The 15,740-nt window shown below is 47.8% G+C and carries 18 protein-coding genes; 2 read left to right on the forward strand and 16 right to left on the reverse strand.

Going from position 1 to position 15,740, the window contains the following annotated elements; all coding sequences use genetic code 11:
• Positions 1-77 precede the first annotated feature (77 nt).
• Positions 78-1,193: a sensor histidine kinase gene (locus SB752_RS16140; RefSeq protein WP_410716646.1), complete on the reverse strand. Its 1,116-nt coding sequence runs from the start codon at positions 1,191-1,193 to the stop codon at positions 78-80.
• Complete coding sequence (locus tag SB752_RS16145; RefSeq protein WP_410716647.1) at positions 1,150-1,836, reverse strand: response regulator transcription factor; 687 nt, start codon at positions 1,834-1,836, stop codon at positions 1,150-1,152. The genes SB752_RS16140 and SB752_RS16145 overlap by 44 nt, the downstream gene beginning before the upstream one ends.
• An 83-nt stretch (positions 1,837-1,919) precedes the next feature.
• Between SB752_RS16145 and SB752_RS16150 the strand changes: the two genes are divergently transcribed.
• The gene (locus SB752_RS16150) at positions 1,920-2,303 is read left to right on the forward strand and encodes a hypothetical protein (RefSeq protein ID WP_410716648.1); all 384 of its coding nucleotides are present in this window, start codon (positions 1,920-1,922) and stop codon (positions 2,301-2,303) included.
• 70 nt (positions 2,304-2,373) lie between these two features.
• Here the strand turns inward: SB752_RS16150 and SB752_RS16155 are convergent, their stop codons facing one another.
• From SB752_RS16155 to SB752_RS16185, 7 genes are all read right to left on the reverse strand, one after another.
• Entirely contained in the window at positions 2,374-3,495 is a 1,122-nt protein-coding gene (locus SB752_RS16155; RefSeq protein ID WP_410716904.1) for an MBL fold metallo-hydrolase, read from the reverse strand.
• Between the two features lie 67 nt (positions 3,496-3,562).
• Positions 3,563-4,132, reverse strand: a complete 570-nt coding sequence (locus SB752_RS16160; protein WP_410716649.1) for a sulfurtransferase TusA family protein — start codon at positions 4,130-4,132, stop codon at positions 3,563-3,565.
• Positions 4,133-4,148: 16 nt separating this feature from the next.
• Complete coding sequence (locus tag SB752_RS16165) at positions 4,149-4,466, reverse strand: rhodanese-like domain-containing protein (protein ID WP_410716650.1); 318 nt, start codon at positions 4,464-4,466, stop codon at positions 4,149-4,151.
• Between the two features lie 206 nt (positions 4,467-4,672).
• The gene (gene lgt, locus SB752_RS16170; protein ID WP_410716651.1) at positions 4,673-5,470 is read right to left on the reverse strand and encodes a prolipoprotein diacylglyceryl transferase; all 798 of its coding nucleotides are present in this window, start codon (positions 5,468-5,470) and stop codon (positions 4,673-4,675) included.
• 128 nt (positions 5,471-5,598) lie between these two features.
• A complete protein-coding gene (locus tag SB752_RS16175; RefSeq protein WP_410716652.1) occupies positions 5,599-5,928 on the reverse strand; it encodes a hypothetical protein in 330 nt (109 codons plus the stop codon).
• A 17-nt stretch (positions 5,929-5,945) separates the two neighbouring features.
• Positions 5,946-6,176 carry a hypothetical protein gene (locus SB752_RS16180; RefSeq protein ID WP_103110073.1) on the reverse strand — a complete coding sequence of 77 codons (231 nt, stop codon included), beginning with the start codon at positions 6,174-6,176 and terminating at the stop codon, positions 5,946-5,948.
• Positions 6,177-6,311: 135 nt separating this feature from the next.
• Complete coding sequence (locus SB752_RS16185) at positions 6,312-7,472, reverse strand: iron-containing alcohol dehydrogenase (RefSeq protein WP_410716653.1); 1,161 nt, start codon at positions 7,470-7,472, stop codon at positions 6,312-6,314.
• 140 nt (positions 7,473-7,612) lie between these two features.
• Here SB752_RS16185 and SB752_RS16190 point away from each other — a divergent pair, with 140 nt between their 5' ends.
• Entirely contained in the window at positions 7,613-9,190 is a 1,578-nt protein-coding gene (locus tag SB752_RS16190) for a vWA domain-containing protein (RefSeq protein WP_410716654.1), read from the forward strand.
• Here the strand turns inward: SB752_RS16190 and SB752_RS16195 are convergent, their stop codons facing one another.
• From SB752_RS16195 to SB752_RS16225, 7 genes are all read right to left on the reverse strand, one after another.
• The gene (locus SB752_RS16195) at positions 9,191-10,333 is read right to left on the reverse strand and encodes an HlyD family secretion protein (RefSeq protein ID WP_410716655.1); all 1,143 of its coding nucleotides are present in this window, start codon (positions 10,331-10,333) and stop codon (positions 9,191-9,193) included. It abuts the gene before it with no gap.
• A gap of 25 nt (positions 10,334-10,358) precedes the next feature.
• A complete protein-coding gene (locus tag SB752_RS16200) occupies positions 10,359-11,918 on the reverse strand; it encodes a DHA2 family efflux MFS transporter permease subunit (protein ID WP_410716656.1) in 1,560 nt (519 codons plus the stop codon).
• A 12-nt stretch (positions 11,919-11,930) separates the two neighbouring features.
• Positions 11,931-12,587: an efflux RND transporter periplasmic adaptor subunit gene (locus tag SB752_RS16205; RefSeq protein WP_410716657.1), complete on the reverse strand. Its 657-nt coding sequence runs from the start codon at positions 12,585-12,587 to the stop codon at positions 11,931-11,933.
• A gap of 93 nt (positions 12,588-12,680) precedes the next feature.
• Complete coding sequence (locus tag SB752_RS16210) at positions 12,681-13,241, reverse strand: amine oxidase (protein WP_410716658.1); 561 nt, start codon at positions 13,239-13,241, stop codon at positions 12,681-12,683.
• 100 nt (positions 13,242-13,341) lie between these two features.
• Positions 13,342-14,001: a phosphatase PAP2 family protein gene (locus tag SB752_RS16215; protein ID WP_410716659.1), complete on the reverse strand. Its 660-nt coding sequence runs from the start codon at positions 13,999-14,001 to the stop codon at positions 13,342-13,344.
• 18 nt (positions 14,002-14,019) lie between these two features.
• A complete protein-coding gene (locus tag SB752_RS16220; RefSeq protein WP_410716660.1) occupies positions 14,020-14,619 on the reverse strand; it encodes a DedA family protein in 600 nt (199 codons plus the stop codon).
• A gap of 164 nt (positions 14,620-14,783) precedes the next feature.
• Positions 14,784-15,671, reverse strand: a complete 888-nt coding sequence (locus tag SB752_RS16225; protein ID WP_410716661.1) for a DUF2167 domain-containing protein — start codon at positions 15,669-15,671, stop codon at positions 14,784-14,786.
• Between the last annotated feature and the right edge of the window lie 69 nt (positions 15,672-15,740).

Below are 15,740 nucleotides of genomic sequence, written 5' to 3' on the forward strand. Positions count from 1 at the left end.
ACGGCCTCCTTTTGTCATGAGAGTACCGTGCTTTTTTAAAGATATGATAAAGCTGCTCGAGTTTCGGGATGATGTGTTTATCCGCTCCTCGGAATGGTAATCCAAAACGAATGCTTGTCGTCCCCAGAGGAAAGCCCGACTTCTCCCCCGTGCTTCTGCACGATCTCTTTTACAATCGCTAAACCAAGCCCACTTCCTTTGCCTATTTCTGCTCGATGTCTCGCCGGATCTGACTGATAAAAGCGCTCAAAGACAAGCTCACGTACCTCTTCTGGCATGTGCTCGCCAATATTGCTCACGGTTACGCGATAATGTAGCGGCTCACAAATACCTGTCACCCAGATCATCCGTCCAGCATTATGACGAATTGCATTTTGCAATAAATTATTAAATACCTGACGTAATCCGTCTTCATCGCCAATTACCATTCCAGGCTCTACGGCTACATGCAGCTCCAGCTCTCTACTTTTTAACTCCCATTGAAAAGCTTTCGTACTCCTCGATATCAACTCATCGATCGGGATGCACGCTTTTGTCATATGCGTCTCCCGGTGATCCTCCCATGCAGAGAGCAGGTGCAATTGCTCAACCAGTCTGGTGATATGCTGTGATTCCTCCAAAAGAGATTGATACAGCTCCGGGTCTCCGGTAATCACTCCACTGCCCAGCGCTTCCAAATACCCGTTCAAATTACTGAGCGGTGTCCGCAGGTCATGAGAAATATTGCTCAGCATACGCTTGCGGTTTTCTTCCGCTCGCTTCAACGTCCTTGTCATCTCATTAAAATGCTCTGTGAGCAGCCCGATTTCATCACGAGAGGTGACCTCAAGCATCTCCGGATATGTGCCCTCTGTGAGCTGGCGCGTCGATTCCGTCAGGCGGCGCAAGGGAACCAGCATTTTTTTGATGAATACGTAATGAATGAGTGCGGCAACCACGAGCGCAAGTAAGCTCGCACGCATCAGATAAAACTGCATGGTTTGGTTGAACATGATGTTTTTCTCTTCTCCGACCAAACGGTACTTCTCGACGAGCACACACGCGAAGTCCTTTACCGAAACCCCGGCTAGCAAAATCACCGTCAGCATAACGATGATATTTACTCCGACCAGCTTCCAGGTCATATTCTGCTTCCATTTACGCAGCTGGTTAATGAGCAACAAAGCGATACCCCATTCCCCGAATCGTTTCAAAAAAACAGGCTCCTTTGTTTGGCGTCTCAATTTTTTCTCTGAGCTTGCCGACATGAACATCCACTGTACGATCGATCACGCTTTTCTCTTCATTCGGGTATAGCTCTCCTAAAATTTGCTCGCGCGACAAGATTTGGTTGGGGTGGCGCATAAAAAAATAGAGCAGCTTGAACTCGTGCTGTGTGAGCGAAATAGGCATCCCGTTGTATTTGACCTCTCCACGCACCGGCTTGATGGTCAAGCCTTTAAAGCTGATTTTGCTGCAGCGATTGGCTGTCCGGCGAAGCACCGTATTGACCCGGGTTACTACCTCCTGTGGGCTAAAAGGCTTCGTTATGTAATCGTCTGCCCCCATTTGCAAGCCCTCGATCCGCTCTGCCTCTGCTACCTTTGCTGTCAGCATGATCAGCGGTATATCGCTTTTCTGCTCACTGCGAATCCATTTGCATAAGTCCTCGCCGCTGAGCTTTGGCATCATTAAATCGGTAATGACGAAGCAGGGATCATGCTTTTGGAAAGCAGCCATGCCTTCCTCCCCGTTTTGCGCTTCGATCACGTCGTATCCTTCTTTTTCTAAATACAGCTTTAACAGCCGTCTTATTTTCGCATCATCTTCAATTACCAAAATGTTTTTCCCCTGCACGGCTTCGCCCCCCACATCTCTTCTATTTAATCCTCCCATTGTAAAGAAACGATAAAGTTCATGCCATGACTACCCTTACCTAGTTGACGGAAGAAGAATGGAAAGAGGCCTTACAAGACCAAAATGAGCATTTGAAAGCAGAATATGATTTTGATTTATCGAATCAAACCATTGAAGTAGAAGCAATGAACGACTCTGCCGTGGAAGCACAGTCATTTAATCAAGGCATGATTCATTTCTTACAAAAAGGAGTCTCCGCAAACGATCCAAAAGTCTTTGATCAAGTAAAAAAGCATTTATCCTTTCTGGAAAAAAAGCGACATCCATCAACGCCGCAAGACTTCCTGAATCAAACAAAGTTCTTCATTATTGATGATTTTCATAGAAATATGCTGGAGCAATGGCAAGTCGGTTACAGTTATTATCTAAACAAAGTAGCAGCGAATTATTTGAAGCATAGTTGCTAATTCTTACAGGATGAAAGCTATAAAAAAGGGGGGACTATTCCCCCCTCCCCGCTATTTCCCGGTTACCCGTTTATTTATCATGAACCGCACAGCGATTAGGGCCAATCTCCATCTCCTGCTGCTCTTCTGGACTTGGCTTTATTTTGCCCATATTGGTTTGGCGAATTTCCTGGTAGGCATTTGGCTGAGGCGGCAGGTTTTCTGTTACTGCTCTGCGGAATACTCCCTCATCAGCGATGTTCAATCCAGGGTTTTGCTCAAACAAATCTTTTAAACGGGCAGAAACGACACCGCCTTCACCCAGCTCGGTAATTTTGCCAAAGTGAGCAGGCAACACAATCAGCTCTTCGGAAAGCTCTCTGTAGCGATTATATAGGGTATGGCGCAAATCACTGACCCAATCCTCTGCTTTCCCAGCCAAATCGGGACGACCGATGGACTCGACGAACAGGATATCTCCTGTCAGGAAGTATTGGTCATCCATAATCAAGGACGTGCTGCCAATGGTATGACCCGGCGAGTAGATTGGCTGGATCGCAATCTTCGTATTGCCTACTGTCATTTCCTTGCCCTCCTCCATCTTTTCATAGGCGAATGTCACCTCTTCTGCGTCTTTGGCAGGGAGCCAGTAAGTCGCACCGACTTGGTCAGCGAGCTTTTTCCCACCTGAAATATGGTCGGCATGCAGGTGTGTATCGATTGTATGCGTAATTTGGACCTGATGGCTGCTGGCAAAATCCATATAATAGTCTGTCATCCGCAGCGTGTCGATAATAGCCGCTTCCCCATTGGATACCACCATATAGGACAGGCAGCCCTTGCCGATCCGTACAAATTGATAGAGCGCCCCGCCATCTCTCAAGTCTCCTACCTTCACCGGCTCGAGATGCTCACTCCATGCTTTCATACCGCCAGCAAGATAATACACATCGCCCCTGCCTGCTTCTACGAGTTGTTCCGCTACGAAAATCGACGAGCCTTCTTTTGCACAAACGACGAGAACCTTCTTTTCTGCTGGAAGCTGTGCCAGTGCGGACTCAACTCCGTCCATCAGATCAAAGTAAGGAATGTTGATGCTCTCGATCCCTTTCCCTTCGATTTTCCAATCATTGTAATCACCTTGGTTTCGAACATCGAGAATAAACAGCTCTTCGTGTTGAAAGATGATTTGTGTCAGGTCATGCGGTGTCATTGGCTGCAAATCTTTTTGTTGTTGTGTCATGCTCTCCCCCACCTTTTCTATTCGTGTGTATGGCTGCCTAATTCGATTCTGTTGGACCTGTCCACCCGTTCATTCCGTCACTCACGTTTTTCACGTGGGTAAAGCCTTTTTCAGTGAGCAGTTGGCATGCCTGATCACTTCGATTGCCGGAGCGACAGATGACGTAAACTTCTGCAGTCTGATCCAATTCGTGAAGATGCTCCTCCAATACCCCCATAGGTATTGTTTTAGACCCAGGAATCCGCTGAAACGCGTACTCGGCTTGTTCGCGCACATCCACAATTGTGATCGTTTCGTTTAGCTTTTTGGCAAGCTCTGCTGCTGTAATCGTGTATGGGTGCTTGGTTTCTTCTTTTGCTTCACCAGGATTTGCTTTGCGCAAATAATGCTTCAGCACATCCCCATCGTGAACAGTGCCCAAATACTGATGCCCAGTATTTTTAGCCCAGCCCTGCATGTCTGCCAATGAGCCTTTGTCCGTTGCCTGGACCTCGATGACTTGTCCGGGCTGAAGCTCATCCATCGCTTTTTTTGTCCTCACGATTGGCATTGGACAGGCAAGTCCTTTGCAATCCAAGGTTTTATCGGTAGTAATTGCTGTACCCATGTGTAACCCTCCGGCTCTATTCTTTTATTTGGTTTCCTTGCCAATTCAGCATGCCGCCCGCCATATTCGCTACCTTCTTAAATCCTTGGCTGACGGCAAATTCACAAGCCTGTGCGCTTCTGGCGCCGCTTCTGCAAATGAAAATCACTTCTTTCTCAGTGTCGAGCTCATGAAGTCTGACGGGCAGGACAGGAAGAGGAATCAGTGTCGCTCCTTCCATATGTCCAGCGCTGTACTCATCCGGATTTCTGACATCGATGAATTGAGCCTCCCGCTTGTCCTCCAGCATTTTTTCAACCTCTTGCGGCGTGATGTCTTGCCACACTTTGCTCATTGTGAATGACCTCCTTATTTTGAAAGACAAATTACCGAAATTGATCGCTAAACTTTATAATACATATACCCCTATGGGTATTATAATATGATTTTGCTTTTTCTTTGTCAATACCCCCTCGTTAGCAAAAGGGTGATTTGCCTTTGAACAAAAAAATCCCCGTCGTGATGACGAGGATTGGTATTGCGAGCTTATATTTTCGTAAGCTAGGAAGCTAGTCCACCCGGCTCCTGTACCTTTTGTTTTCGGCGCAAATAGATGCCAATGCCCACCGAAAGTACAATGACCACCACAGATGTCCACTGCGCAGTCGTCCAGTTGAATAAGAAGCGATGCGAATCTCCGCGCAGCATTTCCAAAAAGAAGCGCGCAAGGTTATAGAGTATATTGTAGGCCAGGAACAAATAGCCTCTCGTTAAACGCTTTTGCATGAGAAGGAGAAGAATCGCAAAAATGATGATATCGATTTGTCCCTCCCACACTTCTGCAGGATAGAGCGGTTGATCGCCAAATGTCGCTCTGGCATTCGTTCCTTCTGGATAAAGGATGCCCCAATTGCTGCCCGTCGGATCACCGAACGCATCTCCATTCATCAGGTTGGCATCACGACCGATGCTTTGCCCGAGAATCAGACCCGGTGCACATAAATCGGCCAGCTCCCAAAATGAAATCTTATGCTTTCGTACATACCAGATAGCGACCAGAATGGCACCCACGACCCCACCCTGGATCGACAGCCCGCCATGCCACACCGCAATAATTTCCGCAGGATGCTTGGAGTAAAAATCCCAGTCGAAGAAAAAGACTGTCCAGAACCTGGAGCCGACAATAGCTCCAATAATCATCGGAACAGATAAATTCAGAAGATGTTCAGCCAGAAGCTCTTTTTTTTGCAGCTTGGCTAACGTAACCGTTACCCCAATTCCTAATACGATTGCCAATACGAATATCAAGCTATAGGATCGGATCGGAAATGAGCCTATGTACCCCAGGTATTGGTGCAAGAAAATCACATCCTTATCTAGGTCACTATTAGTGAGATAACGGTTATACTATCAGAAAAATAGAGGCTTGTCTGTACAAAAAAGGAGACAACCGAGTAAAAGTCGTCTCCCTCTTTTCCTTTTTTTCCTCAGGTTTCTTTAAAAAACGAACCATCCAGAATACCCATCGATTGAATGTGATTTTTCGTCTCATCCGTCCCACATTGATACACAGCTGCGTAAATTTCCTGCAAGCATTGGTCGTACTCATCGTTTTCTGCATCAAAGTGATACGGGAGTGCTACGACATGCCCACGCAAATACGTATTGAACTCATAGGCCGTCCGATCCTCAAACAAGCTCCTGATCAAGCCTACTTCCTCTTCCGTTGCCTCAATTTCAAACTCGTACCCTGAATCCCCCTGGTTTTCCATGATTGTTCCAGCCTGAACTGAGACATAGTATCGTTTTTTGTCCATGTCTACGCCTCCTTTGCTTACCTATAAACAACGATGCCAATGAGTAAGACTGCCAGCAAAACAGCAAATGCTCCTACGTAAAAAAGCATCCCTGTATTGCCGAGTACTTTATTCTTCACGGTTGATTGGCTCACATTGTGGTCTAATTCTTTTGATTCCTGTCTTTTCATAAAATGAATGGTCAATAACAAACCCGCAATAAAGATAAGGGCAAAGATCGCATAATAAATGCCAGGAAACGGAACCATGCTCTTCCCTCACTTTCCCGTGATAGCTGGTTATAGTTTGCGGCAAGTGATTGTTTTTATTCATTAGGTTAATCCTTCGGGCTGTCATAAGAAAATGAACAAATAAAAAAGCACCGCGAATGACGGTGCTTTCATCTATGCCCGATAAGCCTCTTCCAAAATACGCAGATAATCATCTGCCGTAATCGTGCGCACGTTGCTTGGTGTAGAGCCGTTTTTCATGGACAATTCTACAATTCGCGGGAAGTCCTCTTCTTTTACACCTGACAGGTCCTTGAGCTTGGGAATTTGCAGTCCCGCTGTCCAGTCAGTAATTCCAGTAATCAGCTTTTCTACTGCCTGCTCATCCGTATTAGCGTCAACCGCAAAGCCCATGTACCGGGCGAGTTCGGCGTGCATCGCTTTATTTTCGGCAGCATTGAAACGCAGTACATGTGGCAAAAAGACGGAATTAGCAATACCGTGCGGGGTATCATACATCCCCCCTAGAGCTTCTGCCAGACAATGGACAGCCGCCACATCCGCAGAGCCAAAGCAAAGCCCTGCAAGAAGGCTCCCCTCCAGCATCGCATGCCGCGCCGCTTCATCCTGACCATCTGCATAAGCTACTGGAAGTGCAGAAACAATCGTCTTCATGGCCTTTGCGCCAAGCGCTTGCGAGATCGGATTGGTCACCTTGCAGGTGTAACCCTCGATGGCATGTACAAGCGCATCAACTCCAGTGGCAGCTGTGACCGAAGCAGGAACACTGTAGGTCAGAACAGGGTCGAGCACAGCAAGTGTCGGGCGCAGTGCTGCATGCTTGAGCGTCATTTTGCGATGCGTAGTCGATTCCGTAATGACCGAGGAACGGGTGACCTCAGAGCCTGTCCCGGCAGTAGTCGGCACACAGATGATAGGAGCGATGTTTTCGTAGGCAAGTCGACCGTCGGCATACTCAGCGGGAGTTCCGCCATTCGGTCCGCATAGAGCAATCGCTTTACCCGTATCCATCGCGCTTCCCCCACCAATCGCTACTACCATATCAGCAGAAACATCACGGAACTTTGTTGCCCCCTCCAGACATTCGATATCTCTCGGGTTTTGACTGAGCTTGTCAAACAGGGATACACGATAGCCTGCACTCTCAAGTGCTGCTTGAATCGGAGCGACCAGTCCAGCCCGAATCACGCCGGGATCACTCACCAGCAAAATGGACGAGCCTTCGCCTATTGAATGTAGCAAAGTGGGCAGTTCCTTCGATTTTCCTGCCCCCATTTCAACCCTAGTCGAGCAAAAATAGCTGTATGTTTTCATAAATACGCCTCCCCACCTTCTCTTCTCCATCATACAAGTGAGGAAGACTCTATTGCTATAAAATTCGCACAATGAATAGCCCTATGCTGTAACAATCCTTTTTTTTCCACGTCTCATAAAGCAAAGGGGGCTATAGAGAGATGAAAAAAATTACACATGCAAGTGGTCTCACCATTCTGGTCGCATCCTTAATCGGTTGTAGTGCTGGCCATCCTGCCACTAAAAGCTATGTTGAGCCAGCCTCAGCGTTAACTGAGCGCATGCCGTCACCGACTTCCAATCAGGCAGTCTCCAGCGCTCCCAGTCAGGAAAATACCGCGCAAAGCTCGGAGCTTAGCAAAAGGATGGCTGATTACGCCGTCAAGAAGAAACCTACTTATACGCGAACAAATGAGATGTACTTCCAAGACTACGGCACCAATCCATTCGTATCGACTGCAACCGATCATCTCTCGACCTTTGCCGCTGATGTCGATACAGGCTCTTACACCGTGATGCGCAGCTATGTCAGTGACGGCTCCCTTCCGCCTCCCGAAGCGGTGCGCGTAGAAGAATTCATCAATTACTTTCCGACCGCTTACCCCGCTCCTGAAAAGCAGACGTTTGCCATTGTATCCGACGGTGGTCCCTCTCCCTTTTATACAGGAACCCAGCTGGTTCGGATTGGCATCAAGGGCAAAGAAATAACAGCAGAGCAGCGAAAACCCGCCAAGCTGGTTTTTGTCATCGATGTTTCCGGGTCGATGGATCGTGAAAATCGTCTGGAGCTTGTGAAAAAAAGCCTAAATGTCCTCGTCGATCAACTACTGCCTGAAGACACTGTCGGTATTGTCGTGTACGGCTCGAATGGACGCGTCCTGCTCCCTCCAACCTCTGCTGATAACAAGCACAAGATTTTGGCTGCGATCGGTAGCCTGACTCCCGAGGACTCTACCAATGTGGAGGAAGGACTGACTCTCGGCTACGAAATGGCTTCACGGTCCTTTGAGCGCGGTGCAATCAATCGAATTATTCTCTGCTCTGACGGCGTAGCCAATGTCGGGGAAACCGGTGCAAGAGGCATCTTGCGTTCTGTTGAGGACTACGCGCGAAAGGATATTTATTTGAGTACATTCGGCTTTGGCATGGGCAATTACAACGACGTTTTGATGGAGCAGTTGGCGGACAAAGGCCAAGGAAACTACGCTTATATCGACTCCTTTTCAGAGGCGAGACGTGTCTTTACCGAAGCTTTGACGGGTACTCTACAAACGATCGCGCGCGACGTCAAAATCCAGGTCGAATTTGATCCAAAAAAAGTAGAGGCGTATCGTCTGCTCGGGTATGAGAACCGCGATGTTCGCGATGAGGATTTTCGCAATGACAAGACAGACGCTGGCGAGGTTGGTGCGGGTCATAGCGTGACGGCTTTATACGAGGTGAAGCTGGGGCCTGCAAGTAATACAGAGCTGGGAACTGTTCGCATCCGCTACCATGATGCAGCCTCCCAACAGGTAGAAGAAGTGGCTCAGCCTGTACAAGTACAAAGCGAGCTTGCTCCCGACCTGAAATTCCTCGCTGCTGCTGCCCAGTTCGCCGAGATTTTGCGCAAAAGTCCATGGGCAGAGGAAGGCTCTCTGCGAGACGTACTGGATCTGGCAAAATCTTCGGCACAAGGAGAACAAGAGCTGGAATTTGTACGCATTGTAAAAGACAGTCTGGCGATTAGGGGGCGTTAGTTAGAGCTGCACTTCTCCTGTCATCCCTGAGCGAAGGAGCCCTTTTGCATTATCGAGTAAAATTTTCACGGTAAACGTATTCGTGCCCGCATCTGCTTTGGGGCTGATTCGTGCTACTTTCCCCCGCAGCTTGTCATGGGTTGCTTCTACGGTTACATCGACTTGCTCATCCACGGTAAACCGGGCAATGTCTGCCTCCGATACGCCGATCACTACATACATTTGATCTGTATTGACCACAGTCATCGCAGGCAGGCTCGTGTTTACCATTTCACCTGCATGAATATTTTTGGCGCTTACGTAGCCTTTGAGCGGGCTGATGACAACTGCGTTTTTCAATTGATACTCTGCATTGCTTATAGCTGCCTCTGCCTTTTGCACATTGGCTTCGAACTGTGCGAGCTGTTCTGGCATAAAGCCGTTTTTAGCTTTGTCATACAATGCCTTCATCTGTTCAACATTGGCCTCTAGTGCCTGCAGAGCTGGTTCGGTTACGCCTGCTTTAGCCAGAGCGAGCTCTTCTTCGCTTCGTTTATACTGCGCTTCAGCCTGAACTTCTGCTGCTTGTGCATCCTCCAGCGCTTGCTCAGAGACAGCTCCCTGGGAAAAGAGTACCTGCGTCCGTTCCTTTTTTGCTGTGGACAGCTCATACGTTGTTTTTGCCGATTGCAAGGTAGCCTGAAGCTGTACAAGCTCCTCTGGTCGCTTTCCATTTTTTACATCCTGATACTTGTTTATCGCCTGCTGCCAGCCTGCCTCTGCGTATTTTACTTCTTCTGGGCGCGTTCCTTTTTTGGCTTCCTCCCACTTGGCTTTTGCTTGCGCCAAATCAGCCTTTGCCATTTGCAGACTGGCTTCCAGCTCAGTTTTCTCAAGGTCAAACAACACTGCGTTTTCCTCGACTCGATCACCGATATCGTAGTGAACCGATGCGACCCTCCCTGCCGCTTTGGCATAAATCGTGACCTCCTCAAGCCCGACCATTTTCCCTGTGAACACGCGGGTGCTCTTCTCATTCGATGTCGACGTGCTTCCTTGGGCCGATGCCATTGGCAATTCTACTGGCTGAGCACTCCCGCAGCCTGACAAGAGCAAAGCGGCAATGCCTACTCCCACGATGACTTTCATGCTATGTGTTTTCATCATCCTATCCCCTTTTCTTTTTCCATCAATCCAGCATCACTGGCTGGGATGTTTCTTCGGCAGACTGTTGGATCGCTTTGTTTTCTTTCACCACAAGCATCGCGATGAGTGCCGCAACCAGCACCAGCACTGCGACAAGCAGGCTATCCTGCATAGCCGAAACCGCCGCATATTTTTTTACGAGCTGACTCCCTAGTTGCAGGGCTGACTCGTATGCTTCCTGTAGGGAAAGTCCTTTTGCCATATACATCTGCTGCCATTGTCCGAGCGTATCGATTACCGTTGGATGCGTCGCCGTCATCTGTTCGCTCATCTGTGCTGCATGCTCTACACCACGTCGCGAGAATAAACTGATTAACCCGGCAATCCCGATGGAGGTAGCGACTTGACGGGATATATTGGTAATGACCGAAGCCGCAGGCACACGCGCCGGGTCATTGGTTGCCAGAAGCGGGATTTGCATCGAGCTCATGAGACACAGACCCAGGCCGAAGCCGCGAAGCGCCAGCAGCCAATGAAGCGTGCTCAAGTCTGTATTCAGATCGATGTGAGAGAGAAAATAGCCGGGCACGATGCAGCACATAAGACCTGCAACAATCAGAGGCTTCAATCCGATTCGGGAAGCAAACATTCCGCAGATGGGTGTCACGATACCCGAAGCGATCGCTTGTGGAAGCATCATTAATCCCGTATCCATAGCGGTGTGCCCCAGCATGTTTTCCGAGTAGATCGGAAGCAGGTAAATCACCCCGAAGTTGCCCACCATAATCAGGCTGTTTACCAAAAGCCCCAGCGTAAAATCCCTATTTGCGAACAGGTGGACATCGACCAGTGGATGCTCAGCGTCCAGCTCACGAGTGATGAACAAGTAACCGCTAATCAAAGAGAGAAGCAAAAGCGATACGATCGGAAACGAATCCCAGCCCTTTTCCTCTCCTTTGGTGACCGCAAGCAGCAGTGACACCAGCGCTGTCGCTGACCAAATAAACCCAGCAAGGTCAAACGGATGCTCTTTTTTCGTTTCCCCCTCCTGTAAAAAGCGCCAAACGAGCAGCATCGCCAAGAGCCCGAACGGAATATTCACTGTAAAAATAAAGCGCCAATCCAGATGCTGCACAAAATAACCGCTGAGTGTTGGGCCGACAGCTGGCGCGACAAAAACCGAAATCCCGAAAACGCCCATGGCTGGCCCCATTTTTTCACGTGGCACGACATATTGAATCATCGATTGACCTATCGTCATCATCAAGCCGCCACCTGCCGCTTGAATAATCCGGGCAACAATCATGCTGCCATTGCTCCAGGCAAGCCCACATAGCAGGGAGCCTGCGGTAAAGAGAAACAGACTGGCGAGATAGCTTTTTTTCACGCCAAACCGAATTCCCAAATAGCCAGCCAATGGAATGACCGCTGCCATCGTTAACGTGTAGCTGGTGACGACCCATTGGATTTCTTCCGTGGAAGCCCCAAAGACGTTCATCATTTCCGGGATCGCGACATTGACAATACTCGTATCAAGCACAGCCATAAAGGTTCCCAGCACGATTGCAAATACTCCGGGCCAAAAGTTTTTCTGCGGATTCATCCATCCTCACCCTTACCTCACGTGTATGGTAACCTTGGCATTCAAGCCAGGTTGAAAATCATAAGGCCCTTCAACAAACGAAATTTTAACGGGGATTCGCTGTGTCACCTTGGTGAAATTGCCTCCTGCATTCACGGGTGGCAGCAAAGAAAATGTAGACTGGGTCGCCTCTCCAATCCGGCTTACCGTCCCATGAAAAACACGCCCTGGGTATTTATCCAACTGGATATCGACCACTTGCCCAACCTGAATATAGCCCGCATCTGTTTCCTCAATGTTTGCTTGCACGTATAGCTTTCTTTTGTCGATCACAAGCGCAATTGTATTGCCGGCTCCTACGACTTCTCCCTCTTTTGCCGCTCGCTGAAGGATGACGCCGCTGATGGGTGTGCGAATCATCAAATTTTCCACTTGCGCCGGACTATTTGCATTCATCTGCTCCTGCTCCGCCACAATCTGATCCTGCTCGACCTGGCTCCCCTCCTCTATCGTCACATGCGTCAGCTTCCCCGATAGCTTGGGGGCAATCTTGTAAATCCCGCCAGTCACGATGGCATCCTCTGTCTTTACATAAAAGTAGCCCTGATAGGCGTAATATCCAACGACAGCACAGACGAGCAGGAGAATAGCGGGCAAAATCAACTTTTTACGTGGCTTTTTGTTCTCCACCGTGGAATCATTCCTTTTTATCTTATTATTAAACCGACTGTCGGTTTGTTATCGTCCAAAAAACAAGGTGCTCTTTATTTCGAGCCCCTACCCTTACCCTTGTTTGTTTAAGAAATAACGCCGTGCAATCGGACGAACTAAAATGGTTGCTGCAAGCCCAAGCAAATTCCATACATGAACCAGTGTAACCCCAACTTCCCCGGAAACAAGCGCCATCGCATACAAAGTCGAGCAAACTAAGGAAAAACCAAATGCAACGGCCCAAATCACTGTCAGCCAAAAGTTAGAGGCTAAAAAGAGCGGATGCTCTGTGAACCCAGGTGCAACTACTTTACGAGCGTATTGCAGTGTAAATGGCTTTTTGATCACCAGCGACCAAACCGCTGCAAGCGTAAGAATCCCATACATGAACAGTTGGGTGAAATCGAACAGATGAAAAGCCGGAAAAAGCAGCGCGACCCAAAATCCACAAAAGAAGTAAAAAACCTTGATGGCAATGATCGTGGTTACTTCGCCAAACTTCTTTTTCTGAAACAAATAAATCAGCACGGCAAGCACAAAACCGATACCAAAGCCAAGCGTCTGTGGTTCAACCTGAAAAGCTACAATAAAAGGGATGAGGTCAACAAAAATCCAGAACAAAGTGGCTAACATAAGACAGCTCTCCTTTACATTTTTCACAATGGGTTAAGTAGGAAATTTCGTTATGATTTTTTATTTTACGTACCGACCGTCGGTTTGTAAAGTGTTTTTTTCAACTCCTTGTCTCCACCACAATTTTCAATCCCAAAAGACACATGACGAGCCATACTCCCCCAGCCGCAAATCCAGCCAGGACGTCACTTGGATAATGCACACCGAGATAAATTCTGCTGATCCCAACGAGCAAAATCAGGACAACCGTTGCAAGAATAATGACGGCTTTCGCTGCCCGGGAAACAACAAATAATGTGAGAAGCATAGCCATCATCCCGAAAAAAAGAAAAGCAGCCATTGAATGCCCGCTTGGAAAGCTGTATCCACTTTCTTCAACCAACCGATGTATGGTAGGCCTTTCGCGACGGTAAAGCCATTTTAACAGCAGATTGAACGCCATACCGCCACCTAGTGCCAGCAGCAAAAAGAGCGCCTCCCATCTTTTGTGCTGCCAAAGCATGAGCCCAATCGAGATCACTGTTAACATAAGTAATGACCATGTCGAGGCAAGAAAAGTGAAAAATAGCATCACAGATGTGAGCTTTGGCGTAATGAGTGACTGAATCTTTGCGATCACAAAGGAATCAAATGCGTACAGCTCTTGCTCCAGCATCTCCTGTCCCAGCTTGCCGAATACAAACAGGCTGACAGCTATAATCAGGCTGCAGATGAGCGCATACTGCTTCGTTTTCGTAGAGAGTCGAGACTGGTTTATCATCTTGATGCCTTCCCTTCGTCATGTCCTGGTGCTTAGTTTGTACCTTCGATAGAGAAAGATGACGATAACAATGGATGCCAGAATCAGCAAAGTCACCAGCCCGTAATGACGAATAAAAATAATGACCTTGTACCATTCCTTACCAAGCGCTCGTCCCAGCATGAGAAACGTCAGGCTCCACAGCATCGCACCTGCATAGGCAAAGCCAGCAAATCGCCGGAAGTCCATAGAGGCCACACCTGCCAAATAAGCCGTTATGTGACGAACCCCTGGCAAAAAATAGCCAAAAAATAAAAGATAGGGGCCATACCGGGCAAACATCTTCTGCGTCGATTCAATTTTTTTCGGTGTGAAATTCAGGTAGGGTCCTACCTTTAAAAGCAGCGGAAGTCCCCACTTGGCAGCGATCGCATAACTGACCGAGATTCCCACGGATGCTCCTAAAAATGCGCTAAGCAGAGTAAATGGCAAATTCAAAATTCCACGCGAAACCGCATAACCTGCATACGTCATCAATACCTCATCAGGTATTGGCAATCCGATTACGCCTAATGCCAGCGAAAAAAAGATACCCACATATCCGTATTTCATCAAAAATAAATCCAAATGCTGTTCCAAGGTTTACCTCCGTAAATACGTTGTCCTACTTCATTCTATTCTCCCCCTCTTCTCTGACATTCTGGCTTTTTTGCTGGAAATTGAGTCCCTTTTTTCAAGAAACAAAAAAAGACAGCTTTTCCCCGTTCCCATACGGAGAAAAGCTGTCAGGTCTATCATTCTTTTTACGCGGACGGTCTATCCTCATCCGATTCGTTGTGAGCCGCTTTGTTCTTTTTACCCAGCAGCTTTTTCACCAAGCCACCAATCGCTCCTATCGCTACGACAATCAGAATCCAGCCTTTTTTCGCGAAAGCAAGAATCAGTGCCAGGAAGCCTAATTTCTTCGCGGCAGCAAGTCCGAGGCCACCCAAAATCAATCCAGTCAGACCGTATTCAGCTACTTTATCGGTCTTGGCATCAAAATCGGTATAGCGATGTCCTTCCTTGACCACAAAGTTTTTGAGGATGGACGAGCGAAGCGTCGCTTTGTCTTTTTCCAAATTCGCCTGATCGGTTACGAGAATGAAAGAAACGTGACCGGTTCGCGTCAAAATCTGCAGCTTGTAGTTCAGAAATTTTTCTTTGCTTTCTGTTTCCAGCAGCATCGAATATTCCAGCTCATGAGTAGCAGCATTGTAGGCAGGCTTCACATTCCAGTCAACTACATGAAACTGCTCCTCCGGCTTTCTTTGTTTGTTTGCCTCTTCTGTACCATCCTTATAGCTTTGCAGCAGAGCGTCTGCATCGATTTCGTTTTGCTCGTCATCGCTGATGTGACCGGAATCCACATATTCCATGAACAAAGCCCAGTCCTGGTTTTCTTCGATAGGCAGAACGCTTCCGATTTCATCGTTCGTCGGAATATCACCTGTCTGTTGCTCCATTTTGATTGTATCTTCTTTGTTGAGGTAGACCATGTTTTCCGGAACCGTGAACGAAAATTTGCCTTCCATCTCTACTTTTGTTCCAGGCTCCACGTAATTTAATTTTTGTTCCGCACTTACCGGAAGCAGCATTCCAAAACTTAAAATAAAGACCATGAAAAATGATAGCCAAGCATGTTTACGCATTTGTTACCCCTCAATCCCTTTTTTTTCAAGAACCACCTCATCTTACAAGGAATATTTTCCCAATTCAAA

This window comes from Brevibacillus sp. SIMBA_040 (genome assembly GCF_046535075.1).
In the GTDB taxonomy this organism is placed as follows: Bacteria; Bacillota; Bacilli; order Brevibacillales; family Brevibacillaceae; genus Brevibacillus.